General features: G+C 75.2%; 20 protein-coding genes. 14 read left to right on the top strand and 6 right to left on the bottom strand.

Features of this window, described 5'->3' with window-relative positions; translation table 11 throughout:
• Positions 1 to 240: 240 nt before the first annotated feature.
• The 3 genes from MFF61_RS06515 to MFF61_RS06505 are packed head-to-tail and all read left to right on the top strand — an operon-like array spanning position 241 to position 3022.
• Complete coding sequence (locus MFF61_RS06515; RefSeq protein ID WP_373324645.1) at positions 241 to 1293, top strand: ABC transporter ATP-binding protein; 1053 nt, start codon at positions 241 to 243, stop codon at positions 1291 to 1293.
• A 32-nt stretch (positions 1294 to 1325) separates the two neighbouring features.
• The gene (locus MFF61_RS06510; RefSeq protein WP_238234264.1) at positions 1326 to 2246 is read left to right on the top strand and encodes an ABC transporter permease; all 921 of its coding nucleotides are present in this window, start codon (positions 1326 to 1328) and stop codon (positions 2244 to 2246) included.
• Entirely contained in the window at positions 2243 to 3022 is a 780-nt protein-coding gene (locus tag MFF61_RS06505) for an ABC transporter permease (protein ID WP_238234263.1), read from the top strand. Before MFF61_RS06510 ends, MFF61_RS06505 begins: the two co-directional genes overlap by 4 nt.
• A gap of 22 nt (positions 3023 to 3044) precedes the next feature.
• On the opposite strand, the gene MFF61_RS06500 is transcribed toward MFF61_RS06505, so the two are convergent.
• The 3 genes from MFF61_RS06500 to MFF61_RS06490 form a co-directional block, all read right to left on the bottom strand.
• On the bottom strand, positions 3045 to 4238 hold the full coding sequence (locus MFF61_RS06500; RefSeq protein WP_238234262.1) for a lipid II:glycine glycyltransferase FemX: 1194 nt from the start codon (positions 4236 to 4238) through the stop codon (positions 3045 to 3047).
• A gap of 245 nt (positions 4239 to 4483) precedes the next feature.
• The gene (locus MFF61_RS06495; RefSeq protein ID WP_238234261.1) at positions 4484 to 8836 is read right to left on the bottom strand and encodes a translocation/assembly module TamB domain-containing protein; all 4353 of its coding nucleotides are present in this window, start codon (positions 8834 to 8836) and stop codon (positions 4484 to 4486) included.
• The gene (locus tag MFF61_RS06490) at positions 8836 to 10827 is read right to left on the bottom strand and encodes an autotransporter assembly complex protein TamA (RefSeq protein ID WP_238234260.1); all 1992 of its coding nucleotides are present in this window, start codon (positions 10825 to 10827) and stop codon (positions 8836 to 8838) included. The genes MFF61_RS06495 and MFF61_RS06490 overlap by 1 nt, the downstream gene beginning before the upstream one ends.
• 296 nt (positions 10828 to 11123) lie before the next feature.
• On the opposite strand from MFF61_RS06490, the gene MFF61_RS06485 reads away from it, so the two are divergent.
• On the top strand, positions 11124 to 12020 hold the full coding sequence (locus MFF61_RS06485) for a histone deacetylase family protein (protein WP_238234259.1): 897 nt from the start codon (positions 11124 to 11126) through the stop codon (positions 12018 to 12020).
• Positions 12021 to 12104: 84 nt separating this feature from the next.
• On the top strand, positions 12105 to 12245 hold the full coding sequence (locus tag MFF61_RS06480) for a TFIIS helical bundle-like domain containing protein (RefSeq protein ID WP_238234258.1): 141 nt from the start codon (positions 12105 to 12107) through the stop codon (positions 12243 to 12245).
• A gap of 255 nt (positions 12246 to 12500) precedes the next feature.
• Here the strand turns inward: MFF61_RS06480 and MFF61_RS06475 are convergent, their stop codons facing one another.
• On the bottom strand, positions 12501 to 13397 hold the full coding sequence (locus MFF61_RS06475; RefSeq protein WP_238234281.1) for a DUF6925 family protein: 897 nt from the start codon (positions 13395 to 13397) through the stop codon (positions 12501 to 12503).
• Positions 13398 to 13480: 83 nt separating this feature from the next.
• Here MFF61_RS06475 and MFF61_RS06470 point away from each other — a divergent pair, with 83 nt between their 5' ends.
• Entirely contained in the window at positions 13481 to 14236 is a 756-nt protein-coding gene (locus tag MFF61_RS06470; protein WP_238234257.1) for a DUF502 domain-containing protein, read from the top strand.
• 51 nt (positions 14237 to 14287) lie between these two features.
• Here MFF61_RS06470 and MFF61_RS06465 read toward each other — a convergent pair whose 3' ends face one another.
• Complete coding sequence (locus MFF61_RS06465) at positions 14288 to 14722, bottom strand: hypothetical protein (protein ID WP_238234256.1); 435 nt, start codon at positions 14720 to 14722, stop codon at positions 14288 to 14290.
• Positions 14723 to 14926: 204 nt separating this feature from the next.
• Here MFF61_RS06465 and MFF61_RS06460 point away from each other — a divergent pair, with 204 nt between their 5' ends.
• The 4 genes from MFF61_RS06460 to MFF61_RS06445 all read left to right on the top strand — a co-directional run bounded on the left by MFF61_RS06460 (position 14927) and on the right by MFF61_RS06445 (position 18968).
• Positions 14927 to 15247 (top strand): hypothetical protein, encoded by a 321-nt coding sequence (locus MFF61_RS06460; protein ID WP_238234255.1) that lies wholly within the window; start codon positions 14927 to 14929, stop codon positions 15245 to 15247.
• Position 15248: 1 nt separating this feature from the next.
• Positions 15249 to 17189, top strand: a complete 1941-nt coding sequence (locus tag MFF61_RS06455) for an AAA family ATPase (RefSeq protein WP_238234254.1) — start codon at positions 15249 to 15251, stop codon at positions 17187 to 17189.
• Complete coding sequence (locus MFF61_RS06450) at positions 17186 to 18181, top strand: hypothetical protein (protein WP_238234253.1); 996 nt, start codon at positions 17186 to 17188, stop codon at positions 18179 to 18181. Before MFF61_RS06455 ends, MFF61_RS06450 begins: the two co-directional genes overlap by 4 nt.
• 82 nt (positions 18182 to 18263) lie before the next feature.
• Positions 18264 to 18968, top strand: a complete 705-nt coding sequence (locus tag MFF61_RS06445; RefSeq protein WP_238234252.1) for a DUF2270 domain-containing protein — start codon at positions 18264 to 18266, stop codon at positions 18966 to 18968.
• A 76-nt stretch (positions 18969 to 19044) separates the two neighbouring features.
• Here MFF61_RS06445 and MFF61_RS06440 read toward each other — a convergent pair whose 3' ends face one another.
• On the bottom strand, positions 19045 to 19722 hold the full coding sequence (locus MFF61_RS06440; protein ID WP_238234251.1) for a hypothetical protein: 678 nt from the start codon (positions 19720 to 19722) through the stop codon (positions 19045 to 19047).
• Positions 19723 to 20081: 359 nt separating this feature from the next.
• Between MFF61_RS06440 and MFF61_RS06435 the strand changes: the two genes are divergently transcribed.
• From MFF61_RS06435 to MFF61_RS06420, 4 genes are all read left to right on the top strand, one after another.
• On the top strand, positions 20082 to 20828 hold the full coding sequence (locus MFF61_RS06435) for a trna delta -isopentenylpyrophosphate transferase (RefSeq protein WP_238234250.1): 747 nt from the start codon (positions 20082 to 20084) through the stop codon (positions 20826 to 20828).
• Positions 20829 to 21185: 357 nt separating this feature from the next.
• A complete protein-coding gene (locus tag MFF61_RS06430; RefSeq protein WP_238234280.1) occupies positions 21186 to 21608 on the top strand; it encodes a response regulator in 423 nt (140 codons plus the stop codon).
• Between the two features lie 270 nt (positions 21609 to 21878).
• On the top strand, positions 21879 to 22088 hold the full coding sequence (locus tag MFF61_RS06425; RefSeq protein ID WP_238234249.1) for a NepR family anti-sigma factor: 210 nt from the start codon (positions 21879 to 21881) through the stop codon (positions 22086 to 22088).
• 156 nt (positions 22089 to 22244) lie between these two features.
• Positions 22245 to 23423, top strand: a complete 1179-nt coding sequence (locus MFF61_RS06420) for an alpha/beta hydrolase family protein (protein ID WP_238234248.1) — start codon at positions 22245 to 22247, stop codon at positions 23421 to 23423.
• Positions 23424 to 23458 lie beyond the last annotated feature (35 nt).

Genomic DNA, 23458 nt, shown 5'->3' with positions numbered 1-23458 from the left:
CGCGCGAGCGGCGCGGGATCGATGCGTGTCGCTCCCGGAATACGCCTCCCCGCGGCCGGCGAACAGCGGGGATGGCCCCCCACATTGGTCCTAACGGAAGGGGCGCGGGCAGGCCCGCGCCACCTTGACGGCCGGCCGGGTTCTTGCGTGTAAGGGCGCTCCAGGGACGCGATCGAAGCCCATCCCGCCTTGCCTCCAGACCCCGCCTCCTCCGCTCCCGCCCCACTCCGCTTCGAGGCGGTGACCAAGCGCTTCGGCACCGTGCCGGCCGTGGAGGCGGTGAGCCTCGACCTCGCGGCGGGCGAGATCTTCTGCCTGCTCGGCCCCTCGGGCTGCGGCAAGTCCACGCTGCTGCGGATGCTGGCGGGCTTCGAGGCGCCGAGCGCCGGGCGCATCCTCCTCGACGGGCGGGACCTCGCCGGCGTGCCGCCCCACCGGCGCCCGGTGAACATGATGTTCCAGTCCTACGCGCTGTTTCCCCACATGAGCGTGGCCGGCAACATCGCCTACGGGCTCAAGCAGGAAGGGCTGGCGAAGGCCGAGATCGCGGCCCGCACCGCCGAGATGCTGCGCCTCGTCCAGCTCGAGGGCCTGGCGGCGCGGCGGCCCGACCGGCTCTCGGGCGGCCAGCGCCAGCGGGTGGCGCTCGCCCGCGCGCTCGCCAAGCGGCCCCGCGTGCTCCTCCTCGACGAGCCGCTCGGCGCCCTCGACCGCTCCCTGCGGGAGGCGACCCAGGCCGAGCTGCGCGAGATCCAGCGGCGGCTCGGCACCACCTTCGTGGTCGTCACCCACGATCCCGGCGAGGCCATGGTGCTCGCCGACCGCATCGGCGTGATGGATCGCGGGCGCCTCGTGCAGGTCGGATCGGCCGCAACCCTCTACGAGCGCCCCGCGACCCGCTACGTCGCCGGGCTCCTCGGGGACGTGAACCTGATCGAGGGCCGCCTCGGCCCCGGCGGCGCGGGTCAGGCGCGCATCCTCGACACGCCGCTCGGGCCGCTCACGGGCACCGACCACCACGGGGCCGGGGAGGCGGGGGCGAGCGCCGTGCTGGCGCTGCGCCCAGAGCGGCTGCGCCTCGCGCCCGGGAGCGAAGGCGAGGGCGACGGTGAGAGCCTGCCGGCCACGCTCCTCGACGCCACCTATCTCGGCGACAGGATCCTCTACCGGGCGAGGGCCGCGGACGGCCGGGTGCTGCGGGCCACTGCGCCCGCGGGCACGGCGCCGCTCGCGCCCGGCGAGGCGGTGCGCCTCGGCGTGCCTCCCGAGGCCGCCGCCCTGGTGCCGGCATGAATGCCGGTGCCCGCATGAAGGCGGGTGCCCGCATGAGCGCCGGCCCGCGCCGCCGCGACCGCCTGCGCCGCCTGCTGCTCCCGGCGGTGCCGTTCGGCTGGCTCCTGGTGTTCTTCGGCCTGCCGTTCCTGATCGTCCTCAAGATCAGCCTGTCGGACCCGGCCACCGCGCTGCCGCCCTACACGCCGGTCCTGAACTGGGACGGGGGCGTCGCCGCGTGGTCGGACTTCCTGGCCGCGCTCGATTTTGAGAACTACCGCACGCTGATCGCCGACCCGCTCTACCTCGCGGCGGCCACGACCTCGCTCGGGGTGGCGCTCGCCGCCACCGTGCTGCTCGTCCTCGTCGGCTATCCGATCGCCTACGGCATGGCGCGCGCGCCCAAGGGGCTGCAGCCGCTCCTCGTCGCCCTGATGGTGATCCCGTTCTGGACGAGCTTCCTCATCCGCATCTACGCCTGGATCGCGATCCTGAAAGGGGACGGGCTCCTCAACAAGGCGCTGCTCGCCCTGGGTCTGATCGCGCGCCCGGTCGAGATCCTGAACACGCTGCCGGCGATCCTGATCGGGGTGGTCTACGCCTACCTGCCCTTCATGGTGCTGCCGCTCTACGCGGTGCTGGAGCGCCTCGACCGCAGCCTCATCGAGGCCGCCCGCGACCTCGGGGCGAGCCGGCTGAAGGCCTTCCTCACCGTGACGCTGCCGCTCTCGGCCCCCGGGCTCGTGGCGGGCGCGCTCCTGTGCTTCATCCCGATCATCGGCGAGTTCATCGTGCCGGACCTGCTCGGCGGCCCCGACACCCTGATGCTCGGGCGCGTGCTGTGGAGCGAGTTCTTCTCCAACCGCGACTGGCCGCTCGCCGCGGCGGTGGCGATGCTGATGCTCGTCATCGTGGCGGGGCCGGTGGTGTTCTTCCGCGAGGCCGAGGCGCGGCGGCTGGAGGGACCGCCGTGAGCACGCGCCTCCACCCCCTGGCGCTCGCCGCCCTCGCGCTCGGCTTCGCCTTCCTGTACGGGCCGATCCTCGTCCTCGTCGTCTACTCGTTCAACGCCTCGCGCCTCGTCACGGTCTGGGGCGGGTTCTCGACCCGCTGGTACGCGAGCCTCGCGGCCGACGGCGCGCTCGTGACCGCGACCCTAGTGACCCTCAAGGTCGCGTTCGCCTCGGCGAGCCTCGCCACCGTGCTCGGCACGCTCGCGGCGCTCGCCCTCGACCGGCGCGGGCGCTTTCCCGGGCGCACCCTGTTCACGGGCCTGCTCGTCGCCCCGATGGTGATGCCGGAGGTGATCATCGGCCTGTCGCTGCTGCTGCTCTTCGTGGCGCTCGGCGTCGACCGGGGCCTGTGGACGATCGTGGCCGCGCACGCGACCTTCACGCTCTGCTTCGTCGCCGTGGTGGTGCAGGCGCGGCTGGCCACCCTGGACCGCTCGCTGCTCGAAGCCGCCGCCGACCTCGGCGCGCCGCCCGCGCGGGTCTTCCTCACGGTGACGCTGCCGCTGATCCTGCCCGCGGTGATCGCCGGGTTCCTGCTCGCCTTCACGCTGTCGATGGACGACCTCGTGATCGCGAGCTTCGTCTCGGGGCCGGGGGCCACCACGCTGCCGATGCGCCTCTACAGCCAGGTGCGCCTGGGCGTCTCCCCCGAGATCAACGCGATCTCGACCCTGCTCATCGCCACGGTCAGCCTCGGCGTGCTGGCCGCCTCGCTGCTCACGGCCCGGCGCGGCTGAGAGACGCCGCCGGGCCGGGGGCTCAGGCCGCCTGTCCCTCCGGGTTCGGCCGCGGGCCGCGCCGGATCAGCGCCGCGAGGCCGCGCTGGCGGAGACGGTCCTGCAGGGCCACGACGCGGTTGCGGCCGGCGCGCAGGCCGTAGACGAGCTGGCCGGAGAGACGCGCCTGCAGGGTCGCCGCGTGGTCGAACTCGCCGGCCGGCTCCTGCACCACGCCGTCGCGTCCGACGAAGCCCTGCTTGAACAGGCGCAGGCCCGGATTGGTGACGCCGTTCCCGAGGTCGTACCACTCCACCCCCTCTTCGGCGAGCCGGCGGGCGATGCGCCAGTGCAGGGCGTAGCCGGCGCGCAGCGCCAGGGCCTCGTCCGCACTGGCACCGAACAGGTAATGGGCGGTGTCGCCCCCGTTGATCACCACCGCGGCGGCCAGCGTCTCGCCGTCGCGCGCGATGGAGGCGAGGAGGCAACGCCCGGGCGGCAATTGCCGGAACAATCGCGGCAGGGTCTGCAACGGCGCCCGGTCGATGAAGCGCTTGCGGGCGACCATCGCGTCGTTCAGTGCATGGAACTCGGGCAGCGCCTCCATCGGGTCGCGAAAGCTCACCGCAAGGCCGTTCCGCTCGGCGAGCTTCAGGTTGTAGCGCCATTTCTGCGACAGGCTCGCCCGCATGGCGGCCGCATCCGGGTCAAGCCGGACCAGGAAGCTCGCGTTGCCGGGCGCATGGCGCGCCGGGGCGAAGCCGCTCTCGCGCAGGATCCGGACCTCGGTCTCCTGGCCGAGCGGGTGCGGCCGCGGGCAGACGGTGAGGCAATGGCCGCGCCGCGTCCCGTACTCGTCCGCGAGGGCGGCGATGACCGCCCGGTAGACGGCCGGGTCGGCCGGTACGCCGTCCCGGCGCCAGAACGGACCCTCCTTGAGGTAGGCCACGCCCGAGGGAAGGCCGGGCGGGCGGATGATCGCCAGCCGCGCGCCCGCCACCGGCTGGCCGCCGCGCAGCAGCAGCAGGTGGCTCATCCGGCTTCCGCCGCGCAGGCCGTCCGCGTAGGCCGCCGTCTGGTAGCGGCTCACATCGGCGAAGCCGCCGGTGAGCGCGTCCCAGGCGGCCGGATCGAGGGTGTCGGTCCGTACCGCGAAGCCATCGAGGCGCGGGACGGAGGGGAGCAACGCGGCGGGCGGCGGGCAGGCGAGGGCCGCAGCAAGATCGAGACGGGACATGGGCGGGGTCCTGCGAGGATCCGGGACATCTGACGAGGGGAGCAGAGCGGATCACCCGGACCGACCGAGTCTTCGGTCCAGGTCGCCAGGATGCACCCGGCCCGACCACCTTTATTCCCTTGCGTCAGAATGCGGCCATCGCCGGCGCATCGCCAGCAGGAATCGCGCGATTACGTAATCTCGCTTAACGTCAGTCGAGGCGAACGTCTTCGGCAGGGCCATATGTCCATCGGGCCGGCCGGGCGTCAGTACTCCCACTCGGCGCCGACGCCCACCGCCGTGCGCCCGTCCGCGCCGGCCTCGCCCTGGACCTTGATGCGGCCGGTGACGTCGTAGGTCAGGGTGGCGGCGCTGTCCTCGGGCCGCGCGCCGGCGCGCACGCCGACGCTCAAGCGGTCGCCGAGCGCCCGCGACAGGCCGACCGCCGCCCCGCCCCGGGCGCCGGCCTGCACGTCGAGACCGTCGAGGCCGAGTCCCTTGCGGGCGCTCTCGAACACGTCGGGACCGCCGGCGCCGCCGGAGAGCTGCGCTACCCCCTGGGCGAGCTGCAGGGCCTGGAAGGGCGAGAGCCCCCCGGACGCCTTCTTGAACAGCAGGCGCGAGAGCACCTCGTCCTGCGGCAGGGGGGGCTCGGAGGCGAGCACGAAGGAGGGGCGGTCGGCCGGGCCGGTGACGAGGATACGGGCGGTGACGTCCCCGGCCTGGGCCCGGGCTTCGAAGTCGAGGTCCGGATTCGTCAGGTCGCCCGCGAAGGTCAGGCGCCCGCGCTCGAAGTCGAGGCGCTGGCTGATGATCTGGATGCGCCCGCGGCGCATCGCGAAGGCCCCGTTCGCCACCGGCGCGCGGGAGCTGCCGGTGAGCCGCAGGGTCCCGCCGAGTTCCGCGTCGATGCCGCGCCCGCGCACGGTGATGCGCCCGGGGGCGTTCACCGCGAGGTCGAGGGCGGCCTCGAAGGGCGCGCCCTTGCGGCGGCCGGCGGCCTCGCGGCGCGTCCGCGCGGCGAGGCGCCGGCGCTGCTCCTCCGGCACGTTGACGTGCCGCAGGCCGGGCAGGGGCTGCACGGTGGCGGGCAGGCGGTCGGGCACGCCGACCTCCAGCGAGACCACGTCCACCCGCCCCCCGACCCGCGGGGTGCGGGCGAGCGGACCGGACAGGGACAGGTCGAGATCCGTCACCGCGGTCATGAGCGGGCTCGCCACCAGCTCGGCCCGCGTCCCGCCGATCCGCAGCGTGCCGGGGAAGCCCTGCGCGGGGGAGAGCGCGACGCGCCCTTCCGCCCGCAGGCTGCCGCCGTTGCGGGTGGCGGCGGTGAGGCGCTCGATCACCAGCGCGTCGCCCCGGCCGCTCACCCGGCCCTGGATGTCGGTGAGGCGGATGCCCTGGAGCGGATCGGTGAAGCTGCCCCCGCTCAGCGTCGCGTGGCCGGACAGGCGCGGGGCCGCCACCGTTCCGCTCGCCTCGCCCTCGAAGGCGACCCGGCCCGCGAGGCGCTGGCCGGAGGTGGAGAGCAGCGTGTTGGCGAGCGCGGCGTCGAGGCTGCCGCGGGCCGAGAGCCCGAGCGGACCGCCGGTTTCGACGGGGAGGAAGCCGCCGAGGCTCACCTGCAGGCCGCGCCCCGCCGCGACCGTGCCGTCGACCCCGGCGCGGCCGTCGCGGATCGTGCCGGCGGCCCGCGCGTCGATGGGCGGCAGGCCGGCCGCGCGGGTGTCCGGGGTGACGAGCCGCGTCAGCGTCAGGGCGTAGCGCCCCTGCGGGCTCGCGGCCGGGCCGGAGAGCACCGCCTCGCCGTCGAGGCTGCCCGAGAGGGCGAGGGAGGGGGAGGCGAGGCGCGCCAGCGACAGCGGCACCGCCTTGAGCGCCAGGGTGGCGTCGAGGCGCGCGCCCAGCCGCCCGTCGAGGGCGATCCGCCCGGTCCCCGCCGCGACCGCGAGGCCCTCCACCACGAGGTCCGAGCCGTCGAGGGTGAGGCGGGCGGGCTGCGCCAGCGCGAGGCGGTCGGCCCCGCGCACGGCCGAGAGCCGCGCGAGGTCGAGGCGCCGCGGGCCGGCGACGAGCCGCCCCTGGCCGTCGAGGGTGAAGCCGCGGGCGCGGGCCTGGAGCGAGAGGTCGCTGCCGCCATCGGCCGGCGCGGCGTCGAAGCGCAGGGTCTCGACCGTCTCGCCCGCAGCGACCAGCCGGTCGGCGTGGAGCCGCCCCTGCAGGCGGGGAGCGCCCGTCAGGTCGCTGCCGGCAAGGTCGGCGTCGAGGCGCGCGAGCGCGAGGGGGCCGGCCTTCAGGCGCTCGGCCGTCGCGCGCAGGCGCGCCTCCTGCCGGCCGCCGCCCCGCTCCAGCGCCAGCGCTGCGTCGAGCCGTCCGCCGAGGCGCGTCAGCGCCAGCGCCGAGAGGTCGTCGAGGTCGCCCGCCCGGACGGTGAGGTCGGCCTCCGCGAGGCCGCTCTCCTGCCCGAGCGCCGCCCGGCCCGCCACCGCCACCGAGCCGAGACCGAGGCTGAGCCGGTCGAGCACCCAGTCCGCCCGGGCGCGGGCGAGATGCGCCTCGCCGGAGAGCGGCTTGCCGTCGACCCGGCCGGAGAGCCGCAGGCTGCCGTCGAGGCGGCCGGTGACGTCGCGCAGGTTCGCCTCGGCGGCGAGATCGACGAGCGGCCGCCCGAGCGCCCTCGCGTCCGGCGCCCGCAGGCTGAGGGCGAGGTCGGGGCGCTCCAGCGAGCCCGTGAGGGCGGCCGTCATTCCGGCGCGGCCGGCGAGATCGTCGTGCAGGGTCGCGAGGTCGGCGAGATCCAGCCGTGCCGTCAGGTTCGCCTGCGCCAGCGTGGCGCGGCCCTCCGCCCCCGCCGTCACGGCGCGGCCCTCCAGGCGCAGCCCCTCGGCGGCGTAGCCGTCGGGCAGGCGGGTCAGGCGGCCGGCGAGGTGCGGCACGGGGCCGAGCGTGCGGTCGAGGGCGGGGGTGCCGAGCGCGAGGTCCTGGCCCCTCGCCTCGATAGCGGCGGTCACGCCGGTGCGGGCGGGGTTGCCCGACAGGTCGGCACCGGCGGTCACGCGGCCGGCGAGCGGACGCCCGGCCAGCAGCGAGAAGGCCGAGAGGTCGCGCAGCTCGGCGCGCAGCCGGCCCGCCACCTCGGTGCGGCCGACCCGGCCGGCATAGTGCAGGCCCGCCTGGGGCGCATCGAGCGTGAGGTCGGCGAGATCCGCGACGCCGTCCGGCCGCAGGGTGCCGCGCAGGGTCAGCCGCGCGCGCGGCCCGAGCGCCCGGCGCAGGGCCGGATCGGCGAGGCTCAGGCCCTCCACGGCCGCATCGGCCGCGAGGCGGAACGCCTGTCCCTCGGGACCGCGCGGCAGCGGCTCGGCCGAGAGGTCGGCGCTCACCCGGTCGAGGCGGCTGTCCTGCGCCCGCAGGCCCGCGGCCCGCAGGGTGCCGGACAGGTGCGGGGCGGCGAGCGGGCCCTTCAGGCTGGCATCGAGGCTGAGCGATTCGACCTCCCCCGCGCCCGCCCGGGTGACGCCGCCGTCGGTCGGCAGCGCGCGGGCCTGGACGACGAGGTCGGCGCGGCCGGCGGGATCGAGCCGTCCCGCCGCGGTGAGGCGCGCGGTGCGCGAGGCGAGGTCGAAACGGTCGATGGCGGTGCCGCCGTCGTCGCGGAAGTGCAGCACGCCGTCGAGCCGGGTCGTGCCCGCGAAGATCGCGGCGGCGGGGCCGGGCATCAGTCCCTCGATCCGCGAGGCGAGGTCGAGCGTCATCCGGCGCTCCTTCGCCACCCGGTCGATGCGGGCGCGGCCCTCGGCGCCGATGTCGTCGCCTGCCCGGAAGGCGAGCGTGGCCGCGAAGGCGTCGAGGGGGCCGCGCCCGTCGAGGTCGAGGGTCACGGGCGGCAGGCCCGGCAGGTTCATGGCCCGCGCCACGAGGCCGCCCTCGGGCTCGTCGTGGGCGAGCTTCAGGTCGAGCCTCTGGCCCTCCGGCACGAAGGCGAGCCTGAGGGTGGCGTTCCCCGGCCGGTCGAGGCGGCGGATGCCCAGGCCGAGGTCGAGCCCCTCGCTCGGGCTGCCGAGCTTGGCCTGCCCCGCGCCGGCGAGGCGGGCGGCCTGCCCCAGCACCGGCTCGCCGAGCACCAGTTCGCCGAGCGCGAAGGCCTTCACCTCGACCTTCACGGGCAGGTCCGGGAGAAGGGACTCGTCCTCCGCGGCCGTGGCGGCGACGGGGTTCGGCAGCGGCCGGCGCAGCACCTCCAGGCGGCCGATCTCCAGCCGGTCGACCTCCAGGCGGCGGGAGAGGAGCGCGGTGCGCCGCCAGATCAGCCGCGCCCGGTCGAGGCGCAGCCACACGCCCTCGCGGTCGGCGATCGCCACGTCGCGGATGGTCGCGTCGGAGGACAGCGCGCCGTCCACGGCGCCGATCGACACCCGGGAGGCCGGCGTCGAGAGCGCGCGGGAGAGCAGGCCCCCCAGCACCGTGGTCTCGCCCTCGGCCGCCCGGCTGCCCGCGTTCGACCCCAGCCAGACGAGGCCGAACAGCAGCAGGGCGAGGGCGGCGAGCGGGGCCACGCGGCCCCCGAGTGACGGCGCGCGACGCGGGCGCCGCGCGATCCGTCCGGAATCGTCCGTCATCAGAACGCCTGCCCGATGCTGATGTAGAGGGCGACCGGCGGCTGCTTGAGCGCCTTGTCGGGGTTCAGCGGCACCGCGAGGTCGACCCGGATCGGGCCGATGCCGGTGTAGTAGCGCAGGCCCAGGCCCGCCGCGTAGCGGATCGGCTCGTCGAAATCCGGCAGGCTCGACGCGAAGGCGGTGCCGGCATCCACGAAGGGCACGAGGCCGATCGTGTCGGTAAGCTTGATGCGCGCCTCCAGCGAGCCTTCGAGGAGCGAGCGCCCGCCGATCGGCAGCTGGAACGGCCCGATCGGCCCGACCGTGCGGTAGGCGTAGCCGCGGATCGAGCCGCCGCCGCCCGCGAAGAAGCGCAGGCTGGCCGGGATCTCGGCCAGCCCCGCGCCGCTGATCGAGCCGAAGCCGAGGCGCGCGGCCAGGATGGTGTTCGCCTCGTCGTCGAGGGCGAGGTAGGTCGAGCCCTGCGCCCGGGCGAGGAAGAGGCCCGGATCGGAGCCGAGGAAGCCCGGATAGGGCGTCGCCGAGGCGGTGAGGCGGATGCCGCGCGTCGGATCGAGCAGGCTGTCGGTGGAATCGTAGGCCACCGAGACGGGCAGGCCGACGAGGCGGTAATCGACGCGGCCCAGCGCATCGCGGGCGGATCCGACCTGCCCCTCGACGCCGCCCTGCACCGAGACGGTGTCGCTGAAGCGGTGGCGCAGGCCGAGCGTGCCGCCGGCCGCGTCGCTGAGGTAGGATTGCTGCACCTCGCGGCCCACGAAGGCGCCGGCGACGAGGTCCGTGCGGCTGCCGAACAGGGCGGGCTTCACGAAGGTGGCGGCGAGCCGCCCGCCGAGCCCGTTGGTCTCGATGCCGGCGAGCTTGCGGCGGCGCGCGTAGTAGTCGGTGCCGAGCCCGAGATAGGAGAGGTCCGCATCGATGCGCAGGCTCTCGCCGCCGCCGAACAGGTTGCGGTTCGCCCAGTAGCCCCGCACGCCCGGCCCGTCGACCGTGGAGTAGCGGGCCGAGACGCCCAGCAGGTTCGGCGCCCGCTCGGTGACGTCCACGAAGACCGGCAGGCCGCCGTCCGGGTCGAGCGCCTGCCCCTCGCGCACGCGCACGCCGCCGAGCGCCTCGATGCGGGAGACCGAGCGGCGGATGCCGGCCAGCGCCTCCGGGGAATAGGGATCCCCGGGCTCGGCGTAGATGAAGGAGCGCACCACCGCCGGGTCGAGGTCGCGCGTGCCGCGCACCGTCACGGCCCCCAGGGTCGCGAACGGCCCCGGATCGACCGTGATCGTCACGTCCAGCGTGCGGGCGGCGTGGTCCACCACGGGCTCGCGCCGGACCACCTTGGCGAAGGGATGCCCCTCGCCGCGCAGGTGATCGACGATGCGCGCCTCGCGCGCCAGCACCGTGGCGGAGCGGGCCGGCTCCTCCTCGGCGACGCGCGTCAGGCGCGGGGGCAGGGGGAGGGGCCGGCCCGCGGCATCCCGCACCGCAACGCCGCGCAGGCGGTAGAGCGGTCCCTGCTCGACGATGATCCGCACCGCCGCGAGGCGGCGGTTGCGGGCGGCCTCCGCGGCGCGCACGGCCGCCCGGGCCGCCCCGTCGCCGCCGAGGAGCACGTCCTCGATGCGGAAGGCCACCGTGCCGGCGTAGTAGCCGTAGCCCCACAGGGCGTCGACGAGCCTGACCGCGTCGGCCTCGGCGCGGCGCAGCAGGCCCTCGCCGTCGGGCGGCGGCTCGGCCCGCAGGCGGTAGAGGGTCGAGGCGTCCTGGAGCGCGGGCAGGAGGTCGCCGTCCGCGACGCCCTGGATGCGCACGGCGTAGGCCACCGCGTCCGGGCGCGGGGCGGGCGGCGCCTCCTCGCCACCGAACAGGCCGAACAGGTCAAAGGCCCGGGCCGGCGACGGCGCCAGGAGGCCGGTCACGAGGCAGGCGCCGAGCGCGAGCGCCCCCGGCCGGCCATGTCTCCCGATGCGGTGCGCCGTCCGTCCCCTGCCCAGCATGCCCCCGGCTGCTCGTTGCCCCACCTTCCCTTAGGGTCGGCGGATTTCGTGTTCAAACCGTGTCCACGCCGCGGCGCGCGGGCGCACTCTGGGGATAGCCGGGCCGGCGCTCAACCCCGGCCGGGCGCCTTGCGGCGTGCGGTCGCGCTTCGCGCGACGCGGCGGGGCCCCTATCCCGGCGGAGGCGGAGGGGCTTGCTGCCGCTCCGCCAAGGTTCTGGTCCTGCATCGGTTTCGCCGCGGATCCGGGATCCGCGCCGGTGGGCGATGCCCGCCTGTCCGCTTCGAGGAGGCCCCATGCTCCCGGTCGTGTTCCACCCCGCCTACGAGGCGGCGCTGCCGGACGGGCACCGCTTCCCGATGCGCAAGTACGGTCGGCTGGCCGAGATCCTGGCCGCCCGCGGGCTGGTGCGGGAGGGCTTCGTCACGCCCGAGCCGGCCGATCCCGACACGATCGCGCTCGCGCATGACCGCACGTATGTCGAGCAGGTGGTCACCGGCTCGGTGCCGCGGGCGATCGAGCGGGCGATCGGGCTGCCGGTGGATGCGGGCGTGGCGCGCCGCTCGCTCGCCTCGGCCGGGGGCACGCTGCTGGCCGCCCGGCTGGCGCTGGCGCACGGGCTGGCGGGGAGCACCGCGGGGGGCAGCCATCACGGACGCCGGGCCGGAGGCGGAGGCTTCTGCGTCTTCAACGACGTCGCGGTGGCCGCGCTCGCGCTCCGGCGCGAGGGGACGATCCGGCGGGCGCTCGTCATCGACCTCGACGTGCACCAGGGCGACGGCACCGCCGACTGCCTCGCGGGAGAACCCGACCTGTTCACCTTCTCGATGCACGCCGAGAAGAACTACCCCACCGACAAGGTGCCGGGAGATCTCGACGTCGGGTTGCCGGACGGGCTCGGGGACGCGGATTACCTCGACGCGCTGCGCCTCCACGTGCCGCGCCTCCTCGACGCCGTGCAGCCGGACCTCGTGTTCTACAACGCGGGCGTCGATCCGCACCGCGACGACCGGCTCGGGCGTCTCGCGCTCGGCGACGAGGGCTTGGCCGCCCGCGACCGCCACGTGGTCGGCGAGGCATGGCGCCGGGGCATCCCGCTCGTCGCCGTGATCGGCGGCGGCTACGCCACCGACATCGAGGCGCTGGCGGGGCGTCACGCCCTGGTGTTCGAGGCGATGGCGGAATGGGCCTGACGCCGAGGGCGCGGAACGGCGAAGCCTGCGCGCTCGTTGACTCCCAGACGCGCCCCCGCGCCTCGGACCATGAAGGGGATCACCATGAGCTTGATCGGCCGCATCGTCACCAAGATCCTGGGCAACGACGACCCGAACCTCCGCACCGGCGACCGCCACGATTACCGCAATCAGGATTCCGGCACCCTCGTCGGCCGGATCGTCACCAAGATCCTGCGCCGCTGAGGCGGGACTCGCCGCCCGCCGCGGAGCGCCGCCGTCGATGTGCGCTCGCGCACGTCGGCGGGGTCGGAATCGGGCTAGGTATGAGTCCGCAGGGCGACGTTGGCGTCGTGGCCCTGCTGCCCTCTTGGGCGTTTCCTCCCTAGACTCGGGCCGCCCTGCACGGGCGGCCTATTTTTTTGCCGGCACATCCCGCCCGGACAGCTCGTAGCCTCGGACGGCCTGCGAGGGAAGCGGCCCTCTCGGCTTAAGGCCCGCTCAGCCGGACGGCGTAGGCCGGCCCGCGCCGCCCTCCGCGAGCCACGCGGCCTGCGCCCGCGCCACCCGCAGGACGGCTCGCCCGGCGCGGGTGGCCGGCACGCCGACCGCCTCGCCCGCCGCCACCCGGGCCTTCAGCGCCGTCAGGGCCGGATCGCCCCACTCCGCCAGGAGCGCCTGGACGGCGTCGTGCCGGGCGCGGTCGAACGGCGCGCCGCCCGCGAGCGGATGGGGTGGATGCAGATGGGCGACCGGCACCAGCCCGGGCGGGATCTGGGCCGTGGCCGCATGGGTGCGGCGCAGGCGCAGCAGCTTCGCCAGCACGTGCAGGCGCGGGCCGTCCGGTGCCGCTTCGGCCCGGTGCGGGCCGGCGAGGACGACCCGGTCGCAGGGCAGGGCGAGGAGCGCGGCGAGGAGCCCCTCGTCGGCGAGCGGCGCGCGGCCGCAGGCCGCCCGCAGGATGGCGGCCGCCGCGGGATCGGCCGCTCTCAGCAGCACCCGTGCCTGCCGCAGGCCGAGGCCGAGATCGAACAGGGGCGCCTCGCGGTCCTGCGGACGCGCCGCCTCGCGGTCCGGGCCGCAGGCCGTGACGCCGCCCGGCGCGACGCCGGTGCAGGCGGCCGCGGGCCGGCACAGCGCCACCGCGTGGCTCCAGTCCCGGCCGCCCAGCGCCGTCTCGTAGGCGAACGGGACGAGTCCCGGCCCCGGCGCGAAGGCGAGCGCCGCGCGCGACGTCGCCCAGCCGAGCCGGCCCGCGAGCGGGACGGCCGCCTCGCCGGGGTCGCGCCGCAGGGCGAGCGCCGCCCCGTAGCCGCCGAAGGTCCAGGCCACGGCCGGATCGGCCAGCGCGCGCTCCAGGAGCGCCCGCACGGCGCCGGGCTCGACCGGAGGGCGCATCACCGCGCGCCGCCTTGAGCGCAGCGCAGCAAACCGCTACCTGTGCGGGGGCAGGGGGCGCCTGCGCTGGTGAGGGCGAGAGCGTGCAGGATCCGTCTCCGTCGATCCCCGAGGTGGACACCCGCAAGCGCGTCAGTGTCCGGGGCCGCCTGCGCAACTACTTCTTCACCGGCGTCATCGTCGCCGGCCCGCTGGCGATCACGATCTACATCACGTGGTGGTGCATCAGCCTGATCGACGGCTGGGTCAAGCCGCTGGTCCCCTCGGCCTACCTGCCGGACCACTACCTGCCCTTCAGCATCCCGGGCCTCGGGCTGCTCATCGCCTTCGTGGCGCTCACCACGCTGGGGGCGCTGACCGCCAACCTCGTCGGGCGCTCGGTGGTGGAGTTCGGCGAGGTGCTGCTCGCGCGCACCCCGGTGATCTCGGGCCTCTACCGCGGCCTGCGGCAGGTGTTCGAGACGCTGTTCTCCGCCAAGGGCACCTCGTTCCGCACCGTCGGCCTGGTGGAATTCCCCGTGAAGGGCACGTGGTCGGTGGTGTTCCTCTCGGCCCCCGCCGGTCCGGACGTGCAGGCGGCGCTGCCGCCGGCCGGCGACTATGTCGGGGTCTTCCTGCCCTGCGCCCCCAACCCGACCACCGGCTTCTTCTTCTACCTGCCGCGCTCCGAGGTGCTGGAGGTGCCGATCAGCGTGGACGATGCGGCCAAGCTCGTGATGTCGGCGGGCGTGATCCAGCCGGAGGATCCGCAGACGCGGCTCCAGGCGATGGCGGCGGGCCTGCGCGTCGCCCAGGTCGGCCCGGTGGAGGTGCCGGCGCGCGACCGGCAGGACGCGTGAGGCGGCCTGCGCCGCGACGGGCCGGGCTACCAGGCTGCGCAGACGACCGGATCAGGCGCCGACCGCGAGCGCCCGCGCCGGGCGGCGCGGGGCGGGCGTGGCCGCCGCGCTGGACTTGGGCGCGGCGAAGCGCACGAGGTCGGCCAGGGCCGTGAACTCCTCGGTGTCCGGCCCCGGCAGGCGCGTGCCGAAGCCGAGGGCGAAGGAGAGGGTGAGCTTCGAATCCGGGGCGATGCCGCCGGCGTCGAGCGCCGCCAGGAAGGCCTCGCGGAAGCTGCGCACGCCGCACCACGTCTTCTCGGAGAGCTGCAGCGGCCAGTCCCAGTAGCCGTCCGCCCGCCGGGCCGGCAGGGTCTCGCGGGCGATGAAGTAGCCGGTGGCACGGTGCTCCAGGCCCTCGCGCGAGACGACCCAGTCCCGGTTCTCGAACAGGACCGCATCGCCCGGGCGGGAGGAACACGGCGGGGTCGGCCAGCTCGTCGGCATATCGGCCTCCGGTGCGGGCGCGTGCCACGTGGCGTCCGGGCCCGATCTATGGAACATATGCCGAACAGTGAGACGAATCAGGGCATCCGTCAACGGGTTTGCGCGAACAATCCCGGAACGATGGCGGGCCGGGCGGGACCTCTGGCGGGCGGCCGCGCGGGATGCCACCTGAGGCGTTCACGACCAGTCGGAGCGGGGAGCAGCATGGACCGGAGCCGGACGAGCCAGGAGGCCGAGGCGCTCAAGCGGCTGGAGGCCCTGCGGCCCGCCTACGAGCGCCTGCGCGCCGACCGGATTCGGGCCGAGAGCGACGTCGAGCGCCTGACCGCCGAGCTGGAGGCGGCCCGCGCCCAGGCCCGGGAGGAGCTGGGCACCGACGACGAGGCGGCGATCCGGGCGATGATCGAGGCGGCCCGGGCCGAGAACGCCCGGGCGGTGGAGGCCTTCGCGCAGGGCCTGCGCGAGGTGCAGGACCGCCTCGACTGCCTGGCCGAGCAGGCTGCCGATCGCCCCGGGAGCCGCTGAGATGGCCCCCGAGGAGGCGGCGCAGGCCGCCGAGCGCCTCGCCCGGGCGCTCGGCCTCGCCGAGGCCCGCCGCGCCGCCCTGATCGAGGAACGGGACGCGCTCATCCGCAGCGTGGCGGCCGCCAAGGGCCGGCTCGACCTGCGCGACGCGATCGAGGCCTGCCTGCGCGACCTGCAGCAGGAGGTCCACCAGCGCAGCCTCGCGCGCTTCGAGACCCTGCTCTCGGCCCTGGTGCAGGAGGTGCTGCCGGGGGAGAAGCCGGTCTCGCTCGACCTCACCACCGAGCGCGGCCTGCCGGCCCTCGACATCGGCCTCCTGCGCCCGGATGGCGGGCGCGAGGACGTGCTGGAGGACAACGGCGGCGCCATGACCAACGTGGTCGGCACGGGCCTGCGGCTGATCGCGGTGGTCAAGGCCGGAATCGGTCGCTTCATCGCCCTCGACGAGGCCGATTGCTGGATCGCCCCGGACCGGGTGCCGGCCTTCTACCGGGTGCTGGAGGACGGCGCCGCGCGGCTGGGGCTGCAATGCCTCGCGATCTCCCACCACGACGTCTCGGGCTTCGGGCCGGCCACGCAGGTGAGCCGCATCGGCGGCCACCCGGGGAGCGGCGTCCTCGTCGACGGGCCGGCGGAGGCCTGCGCGGCGGCGTGGTCCCCCGGCGACCCGGGCTTCCGCTTCATCCGCCTCGTGGACGTGCAGGGCTTCGCCGACGCCACGCTGCCGCTCGGCCCGGGGGTCAACGCCCTCGTCGGCCCCAACAACCGCGGCAAGTCCACGGTGATCCGGGCCCTGCGGGCGGTGTTCTACGGCGAGGCCCGCGACGGGCTGGTGCGGGCCGGCGCCGCGGCGGCCCGGATCGAGATCGGGGTCGCGGGCGGGCGCCTGCTGCGTTTCGTGCGCCGGCCGAAGCGCAGCCCGGTCAACCTGTGGTCGCTGCACGAGCCCGACGGGTCGGTGGCGGTCGAGAACGGGACGCATTGCGAGACCGGCGGACGCGACGTGCCCGACTGGGTCGACCGCCTGTTCGGCATCACCCGGGTGGAGGATCTGGAGGTCCACGTCGCCCACCAGAAATTCCCGGTCTTCCTGCTCGGCGAGAAGGCGCCGAAGCGCTCCGCCGTGCTCTCGATCGGCCGCGAGGCGGGCTACGTCCGCGACATGCAGGCGCTCCAGCGCGAGCGGATCGCCGAGGACCAGCGCGTCGTGCGCGAGGGCGAACGGCGCCTCGCGGTTCTGGGCGAGCGGCTCGCGCCCTTCGCGGATCTCGACGCGCTCGCCGCGGCGGTGGCGGACCTGCGCCGCGCGGCCGGCACGCTCGCCCGCGGGGCCGGGCGCCTGCGCGCGATCGAGGCGCGGGCGCTCGCCCTGGCCACGCTCGCGGCCGGGCGCGAGGCGGCGTCGGCACGGGCCGGAGCCGTGCGCGCGCTGCCCCCGCCCGAGGCGGTGGCGGAGCTCGGCCGCACCCTGGCCGAGGCGCGCCACCGCGAGGGCCTCGCCCGGCGCCTGACCGCGGCGGCGCGCGACCTCGCGGCGGCGCATGCGCGGAGGACCGCCCTGGCGGGCCTGCCGGCGGCCCCGAGCCTGCGCCCGAGCGCGGCACCCGAGGGCCACGCCGCCGCCCTGGCGCGCCTCTCGGGCGAGCTGACCCGCGCCCGCGGCCGGGCGCAGGCCCTGGCCGACGTGCCGGCCGCCCCGGTGCTCGCGCCCGACGGCCCGGCCGTCGGCCTCGCCGCGCGCCTCTCCGCCCTCGCGGACCGGCTCGCGGCGGCGCACGGGCGCCTCGCCGCGGCGCAGGCGGGCCTCGCGGAGGTCGAGACCGAGACGGCGGCGCTGCTCGCCCGGACCGGCGGGCGCTGCCCGGCCTGCGGCGGCCCGGCCGGTGCCGGCGCGCTCCTCGACGGCCACCGCCACGGCCCGGCCCATCCGGAGGCCGCATGATCCTCGGGCACGAACGGCTGGAGGCCGCCCCGCTCGCCTGCGCGGGCCTGCTGCTGGTGGGCGATCCGCACGTCTCCTCGCGCAAGCCCGGCCGGCGCAAGGACCCGGACTGGCCCGGCCCGATCCTGGCCAAGCTCGACCACTGCGTCGCGCTCGCCAACGCGCGCGACCTCGCGCCGGTGCTGCTCGGCGACCTGTTCGAGCACCCGGTGGAGCCCGACGAGAGCCTGAAGGCGCGCCTCGTGCGCATCCTGAAGGCCTTCCGCCACCGCCCGCTCGCCAATGTCGGCAACCACGACATCCGCCACGCGCGCCTCTCGGACGGCGACAGCCTCGCGGTGCTGGCGCTCAGCGACGTGCTCGACGCCGTGCCGGAATCCGGCCCCGCCGCGCTGTTCGACCTCGGCGGCCGGCGCGTGGGCCTGGGCGCCACGCCCTACGGGCAGGCGATTCCCGCCGACGTGCGCGGGCTCCTGCCCGGGGCCGAGGCGGTGGTCTGGCTCACCCACCACGACCTCGCCTTCGGGGCGGGCTATCCGGGCGCCGTGCCGCCGCACGCCGTCGCGGGCTGCGCCCTGGCGGTCAACGGCCACGTCCACCGGCGCCACCGGCCGGTCGGGATCGGCGGCACCCAGTGGTTCAACCCCGGCACGATCACCCGCGGCTCGGTCGATCTCCTCGCCCACGAACCCGCGGCCTGGATCGTCGCGCCCGATCTCTCGCTGACGCCCGAACCCCTGCCGCACCGTCCCGACGTCTTCGACCTCACGGGCCGCCAAGTGGCCCCGGCCCGGCCCGAGGCGGCGCCGGTCGAGAGCGCCTTCGTGTCGCTCCTGCGGGCCGAGACCGCCACCGACCTCGCCCGCAGCGACGACGGCGCGCTGATCCGCGAGGAGATCGAGGCCAAGTTCGCCCGCGACGGCACCCCGGAGCCGGTGCGCGCGGCGATCCGCTCGCTGGTGGAGGAAGCGGTGGCGCGCCGGGCGGGGTGACCCGGGCTTTCGATTCCGCCTCCGCGCGCCATGATGCGGGCGGGCCGGATCCGGCCCGGACGGGACCCAGGGAGGGAACGCCATGACGACCGGACCGGAGGCCGCGCGCGGGGCTGCGGACGCGCCGGTCCCGTATCCGCGCACGCCCGCCGAGATCATCACCGTGCTCGCCCATTACCACCGGGCCGAGATCGCCCGCATGGCGGGCTGGCGCGACCGCATCGACCGGACCACCAACTGGGCCATCACGGTCATCGCCGCCATGCTCTCGGTGTCGCTCTCGACCCCGACCGCGCATCACGGCGTGCTGCTGTTCGCGATGCTGCTGGTGCTGCTGCTGCTCGGCATCGAGGCCCGGCGCTACCGCTTCTTCGACGTCTACCGCCACCGGGTGCGCCGGCTGGAGCGCTGCTACTACGCGCAGGTCTTCGCCCCGCGTCCGGACCAGACCGGCGACTGGGGGGCGGCGCTCGGCGCGGATCTGCGTCATCCGGAGTTCCACATCAGCCTGGCGGACGCCTTCGCGCGGCGGCTGCGGCGCAATTACGGCTGGATGTTCGTGATCCTGGCGCTCGCCTGGGTGCTCAAGATCACCTCGGCCCGGCTGCAGGAGGCGGGCCGGGGCGAGATGGTCCACTCGGCCGGCGAGGTCGTCGGCAACGCGGCCCTGGGGCCCCTCCCGGGCTGGCTGGTGCTCGGGGCGGTCGCGCTCTTCTACGGCTGGCTCCTGGCGGTGGGCCTGTCCGCCGGCCGGCGGGACGGCGAGGACGGGCAGGTGCACGTCTGATCCCGGCCCCGATCGTCCGCGTCCTCAAGGACTTGCCGAAGCGTTCGGAACCGGCGCGTGAGGCCGCGACGGGGCCTCAGAAGCCGAACGGGTCCGCGGCGGGCAGCGGCCGGCGACGCACCGGCGTCTCGGGCAGGATCGGGCGGCTGACGTCGATGGCGAGCAGACCTTCGACGGCGAGCGCCAGCACGGCGGCGACCCCATCCGGGGCGTTCTGGACCACCGCGGCGCACTCGACGAGGCGGCCGGTGCCGCATTCGTCGAGGTAGTGCAGGATCCGCACCCGGTCGCCCGCCGACACGACGGTGCGGCGGCAGGCCATCACCAGCCGCACCGTGGAGATCCGGGGCTCCGCCCGCAGCGAGGCCGCGCTCTCGATGACGAAGCGGCGCCCGTCCTCGGCCACCACCGGCTCGCCCGCCACGTAGGCGACACGCAGGGGATGGCGGGGAAGATCCGCCTCCGCCACCACGTCGACGAGCAGGCCCGGCTCGTCCGTCCGGGTCTGCTCGAAATCCGCGGCATGCTCCAGGCTCTCGCCCCCGACGAGGAGCCGCGCCGGGGCCGGGCCGGGGCGCAGCGCCTCCACGGCGGGATCAAGGGCCGCGATCGCCAGAAAATCGGCCACGAGCGCCATGCGGGGGGCCGCGAGCGCCGGCACGCCGGACCGGCGGGAATGGGTGCGCACCGCGCTGCGGCGTGTCCCCGGCCGGTCGAGCATCAGGGCGGAATCGTGCGGGCGAGGGGCGCTCATGGCCGGAGGACACTCCCGGAAGCGCGGCGCTGCGCCGGGACAGGGCACCCGCTCGCAAAGATCTCGCCGCATTGGACAAGAAGAACGATTAGCGAACACACGCCCGCAGGTCAACGGCAGGACAATCCCCGCACGATGAAACCGATCGGTCTCGTCTGGAGCTTTCGTCCGATCGGCTGCGGATCGGCGTCGGATAGGCGCTGCGGGCTGGGACAAAATGCGCAGAGCCGGAGCGGCTTTGCTTCTACAGATCGAGCGAAAACACTCGCTCGCCGCGAGGCGCCGTGCTATAAGAATCGCCGTGGCCGCAGGCGCCGCAGCGCACCCCCGGCCGCCTTCGAGCAGGTGAGATCGATCGCATGAGCGCAACGACCGACAAGCAGATCGCGGAGATTCTCGCGACCTACGGTGAGCCGCTGGCCGGCAACGTCTGGCGGGTGCAGGGCACCGCCGTGATCTACCACAAGGCGCTGGAGCGCATCGCCGTGCAGGCCCGCATCCGCTTCGATGCGCCGGTGATCGTGCGGGCGGAGCGCGACGAGGCCGTGATCCTGGTGACCGGCCACATGCCGGGGCCGACCGGCGACCGCACCGAGTGGTCGATCGGCGAAGCCCTGATCGGCGTGAACTACCGCGTCTCCGGCAAGCAGGCGGCCTACGTCTTCGCGATGGCGGAGAAGCGGGCCAAGGACCGGGTCATCCTCAAGCTCGCCGGCCTGCACGGCCTGCTCTACTCCGAGGATGAGGCGGACGAATTCAAGGCTTCCCGCCCCGACCTGCAGCCGGCGCGCAGCCAAGCCGCCCGGACCGAGCCGGCTCCGCAGCCCGGGGCGGCCGAGGAGAGGCTCCAGGAGCATCCCCAGGAGAATCCCGATGAGGAGGCCGCTCCAATCCTCGATGGCGCCTCGGCGGAGAGCGACCTCAGGGCCCGGATCGACAAGGCCAAGAGCATCAACGCGGTGACGGACCTGATGCTCGACCCCGAGACCCAGCGCGTCCTCGCCGCCCTGGCGCCGGGCCTGCGCGACGAGGTGCGCGAGCACGCCAAGCAGCGCCTCGTCAGCCTCGGCTGGCCGGCCAAGAGCCGCAAGGCCGCGGCAGCCTGACGCGGCCGCCCCGCCCATGCGCAGATCGTCGGCGGCCCGGGCGAACCTCGCCCGGGCCGTTCGCTTCGACCGCCGGGCAGGGCGGCCGACCTCGGCGGCATTGTCGCAATCGTGAACGGCATCGGCGCCGTTCGCCTTGCTGGCGCCGGCTTGGGCCGCATCATGCGCGTCCGCGCCGCCGGGAGAAGCGTGCCCGAGACGGCACAGGGGCGCAGCCAGAGTCCGGCGGCCATCCGCCGGACCTTGATTCGCGCCATCAAGGGCAGGATGATGCGTCTGTGGTCAAGCTTTCGTGAGCGCCGCCTCGGATCGGTGCGGACCTATGCAACCGTTGGACCGGACGCCCGTTCCATGCCTATGAGCGATGCCGGCGCGAAGACGCAACCCGTGATCCTGGTCGTCGAGGACGAGCCGGAGGAGCGTTTCCTCGCGGCGACGCTCCTCGAGGAAACGGGGTTCCGCGTCATCGAGGCGGAGACCGCCGAGAAGGCGCTCGCCATCCTGCGCGAGCGGGGCGAGGAGGTGAACGTGGTGTTCTCCGACGTGAGAACCCCGGGCCCGATCGGCGGCTTCGAACTGGCGCGCATCATCGGCGTGACGTGGCCGCGCGTGCATGTGCTCCTCACCTCGGGCGACGCGGGCGACCAGCCGAGCGACCTGCGCATGTCCGCGACCTTCATCCCGAAACCGTGGCGGGCGCTGGACATCCTGACCCTCGTCGAGCAGGCGGCCGGCTACCACAGCGGGCGCTCGCCCGTCGGAGACGCGAACGCCGGGTAGCTGCTCGTCGCGGACGGATTCCGCGGCTTTTTCGCAAGAAGACCTCCGGGTCCCGCCGTGCCGCCCGTGCGGGCACGCACGTCCAAGGCGCATGCCTCGTCCTACAACCTCTCTCGGCCTCGGCGTCAGGGTTGATGCTCGCCAGAGCAGCGGCCCGCGAGTTCCTCGCGGTTGCTGCGCAACCCACCCGGCCGAGCCGCGTTGTGACTCGTGATTTCCTGAGTCATCGCCGCTCACGGGGGAGACAGGGCATTCGCCCGAAGACCGCAGATGAAGCTGATTCCGAGCAACCACGCAGCCAGCTTTGGACAGACGCACGCGACCGCCACGTCGCTGGCCGACGCCCTGCTGCTCGCCAAACTCGGGCACGACCTGCGGGCGCTCTACACCGACGTGGTCGACGAGCCCGTGCCCGAGGAGCTGAACCGGCTCATCAACCGCTTGGCGCCGGCTGACCCGGAGGCGGGCCAGCGCGGCTGAGCGACGGGACCGCGCGACTGTACCGCGGAAGCGACAGGCGTGCGCAACCGGTCGGGGCTCACCGATAAGACCTTGTGATCGGTCCCGAAAAGGTGTGGGTTGAGCGGATCCGTCGGCCCGGCTCTCCTGCCTCCTCGCCTCCATCCTCCTCGTCTCATGCGCCCCTTGCTCCGCCTCCCTCGCGTCGTCCTGCTGACGCTCGGCCTCGCCGCGGGGCAGGGCGGTGCCGCGGCCGCCACCCCGCCGCCCCAGCCCAAGGACGGCCCGGGCGGTGCCGCCTATGCGGCGCAGACCGTCACCAAGCGGGCCCTCGGCCGCGCCGGCGCCGTGACCTTCGCGTTCTACGCCAATGCGCCGGCCCCCGCCCAGGGACGCCCGGTCGTCATCTTCCTGCATGCCTGGGGCGCCACCAGCCCGCAGGCCTATGGGGCCTGGATCGAGCACCTCGCCAAGTCCGGCTCGCTCGTGCTGTTTCCGCGCTTCCAGGAGGTCAACCGCACCCGCCCGGCCGATGCCAGCACCCTGGCGGCGGCGCTCGTCAAGGACGCGCTCGCCGGCCTCGCGACCGATCCGGAGGCCAAGCCCGACCTGACCCGGGTGGCCCTGATCGGCCACCTCGCCGGGGTGCCGATCGCCGCGAATCTCGCGGCGCACGCCGCCGAGACCGGCCTTCCGGTGCCGCGGCTGATCTTCGGGGCCATGCCCGGCGGCATCGCCCGGGACGACAAGTCCCGCGGCATCGCCCTGCACGACCTCGCGCGGATCGCCCCCAACACGCTCATCGTCACGGTGATCGGCGACCGGGACGCACGGGCGGCGGACCTCGCGGCGCGCCGCCTGCTGCGCGAGGCGAGCGGGGTGCCGGCCGACCGCAAGCTCTTCCTGCGGGCGCTCTCGGACGACCACGGCTTCCCGGCGCTCTCGGCCACGCTCGCCTCGCCCGCGGGCAACAACGCCGCCTACGACGCCGCGGCGATCAAGCTGCCGCCCGAGCCCCCGAAGGATCCCAAGCAGAAGCCGCCGCCCTTCCGCTGGTCGGCCGACATGGCGCTCACCGGCGAGCAGACCACGCTCGTGGCGCAGATCAACGCCGCCGGCACCGACAGCCTCGACTATCTCGCCTACTGGAAGACCTTCGACATGGCGGCGGCCGCGGCCTTCGCCGGCCAGGACGCGACCAGCCTCAAGAACAATCCGCGCTTCACCGACATGGAGCGGTGGAGCGACGGCTGGCCGGTGCGGCGCCTCGGGGCCGAGACCCCGCGCCCGCCGGCCGAGCGCCCGGCCGCGACCGGCACGGCCGCCGGCGCGGCCAAACCGCCTGCCCGGCGATGATGACGCCGGCCCGGCGCTGACCGGAACCGCGCCAC

Source organism: Methylobacterium isbiliense (assembly GCF_022179325.1).
GTDB lineage: Bacteria > Pseudomonadota > Alphaproteobacteria > Rhizobiales > Beijerinckiaceae > Methylobacterium > Methylobacterium isbiliense.
This window is presented reverse-complemented; position numbering and strand designations above follow the sequence as displayed.

Bases quoted from the DNA above. Each gene is read 5' to 3' on its own strand.
- MFF61_RS06510 (WP_238234264.1), top strand. From the start codon at position 1,326: ATGAGCGCCGGCCCGCGCCGCCGCGACCGCCTGCGCCGCCTGCTGCTC.
- MFF61_RS06500 (WP_238234262.1), bottom strand. From the start codon at position 4,238: ATGTCCCGTCTCGATCTTGCTGCGGCCCTCGCCTGCCCGCCGCCCGCC.
- MFF61_RS06495 (WP_238234261.1), bottom strand. From the start codon at position 8,836: ATGACGGACGATTCCGGACGGATCGCGCGGCGCCCGCGTCGCGCGCCG.
- MFF61_RS06490 (WP_238234260.1), bottom strand. From the start codon at position 10,827: ATGCTGGGCAGGGGACGGACGGCGCACCGCATCGGGAGACATGGCCGG.
- MFF61_RS06485 (WP_238234259.1), top strand. From the start codon at position 11,124: ATGCTCCCGGTCGTGTTCCACCCCGCCTACGAGGCGGCGCTGCCGGAC.
- MFF61_RS06480 (WP_238234258.1), top strand. From the start codon at position 12,105: ATGAGCTTGATCGGCCGCATCGTCACCAAGATCCTGGGCAACGACGAC.
- MFF61_RS06475 (WP_238234281.1), bottom strand. From the start codon at position 13,397: ATGCGCCCTCCGGTCGAGCCCGGCGCCGTGCGGGCGCTCCTGGAGCGC.
- MFF61_RS06465 (WP_238234256.1), bottom strand. From the start codon at position 14,722: ATGCCGACGAGCTGGCCGACCCCGCCGTGTTCCTCCCGCCCGGGCGAT.
- MFF61_RS06460 (WP_238234255.1), top strand. From the start codon at position 14,927: ATGGACCGGAGCCGGACGAGCCAGGAGGCCGAGGCGCTCAAGCGGCTG.
- MFF61_RS06455 (WP_238234254.1), top strand. From the start codon at position 15,249: ATGGCCCCCGAGGAGGCGGCGCAGGCCGCCGAGCGCCTCGCCCGGGCG.
- MFF61_RS06450 (WP_238234253.1), top strand. From the start codon at position 17,186: ATGATCCTCGGGCACGAACGGCTGGAGGCCGCCCCGCTCGCCTGCGCG.
- MFF61_RS06445 (WP_238234252.1), top strand. From the start codon at position 18,264: ATGACGACCGGACCGGAGGCCGCGCGCGGGGCTGCGGACGCGCCGGTC.
- MFF61_RS06440 (WP_238234251.1), bottom strand. From the start codon at position 19,722: ATGAGCGCCCCTCGCCCGCACGATTCCGCCCTGATGCTCGACCGGCCG.
- MFF61_RS06435 (WP_238234250.1), top strand. From the start codon at position 20,082: ATGAGCGCAACGACCGACAAGCAGATCGCGGAGATTCTCGCGACCTAC.
- MFF61_RS06430 (WP_238234280.1), top strand. From the start codon at position 21,186: ATGAGCGATGCCGGCGCGAAGACGCAACCCGTGATCCTGGTCGTCGAG.
- MFF61_RS06425 (WP_238234249.1), top strand. From the start codon at position 21,879: ATGAAGCTGATTCCGAGCAACCACGCAGCCAGCTTTGGACAGACGCAC.
- MFF61_RS06420 (WP_238234248.1), top strand. From the start codon at position 22,245: ATGCGCCCCTTGCTCCGCCTCCCTCGCGTCGTCCTGCTGACGCTCGGC.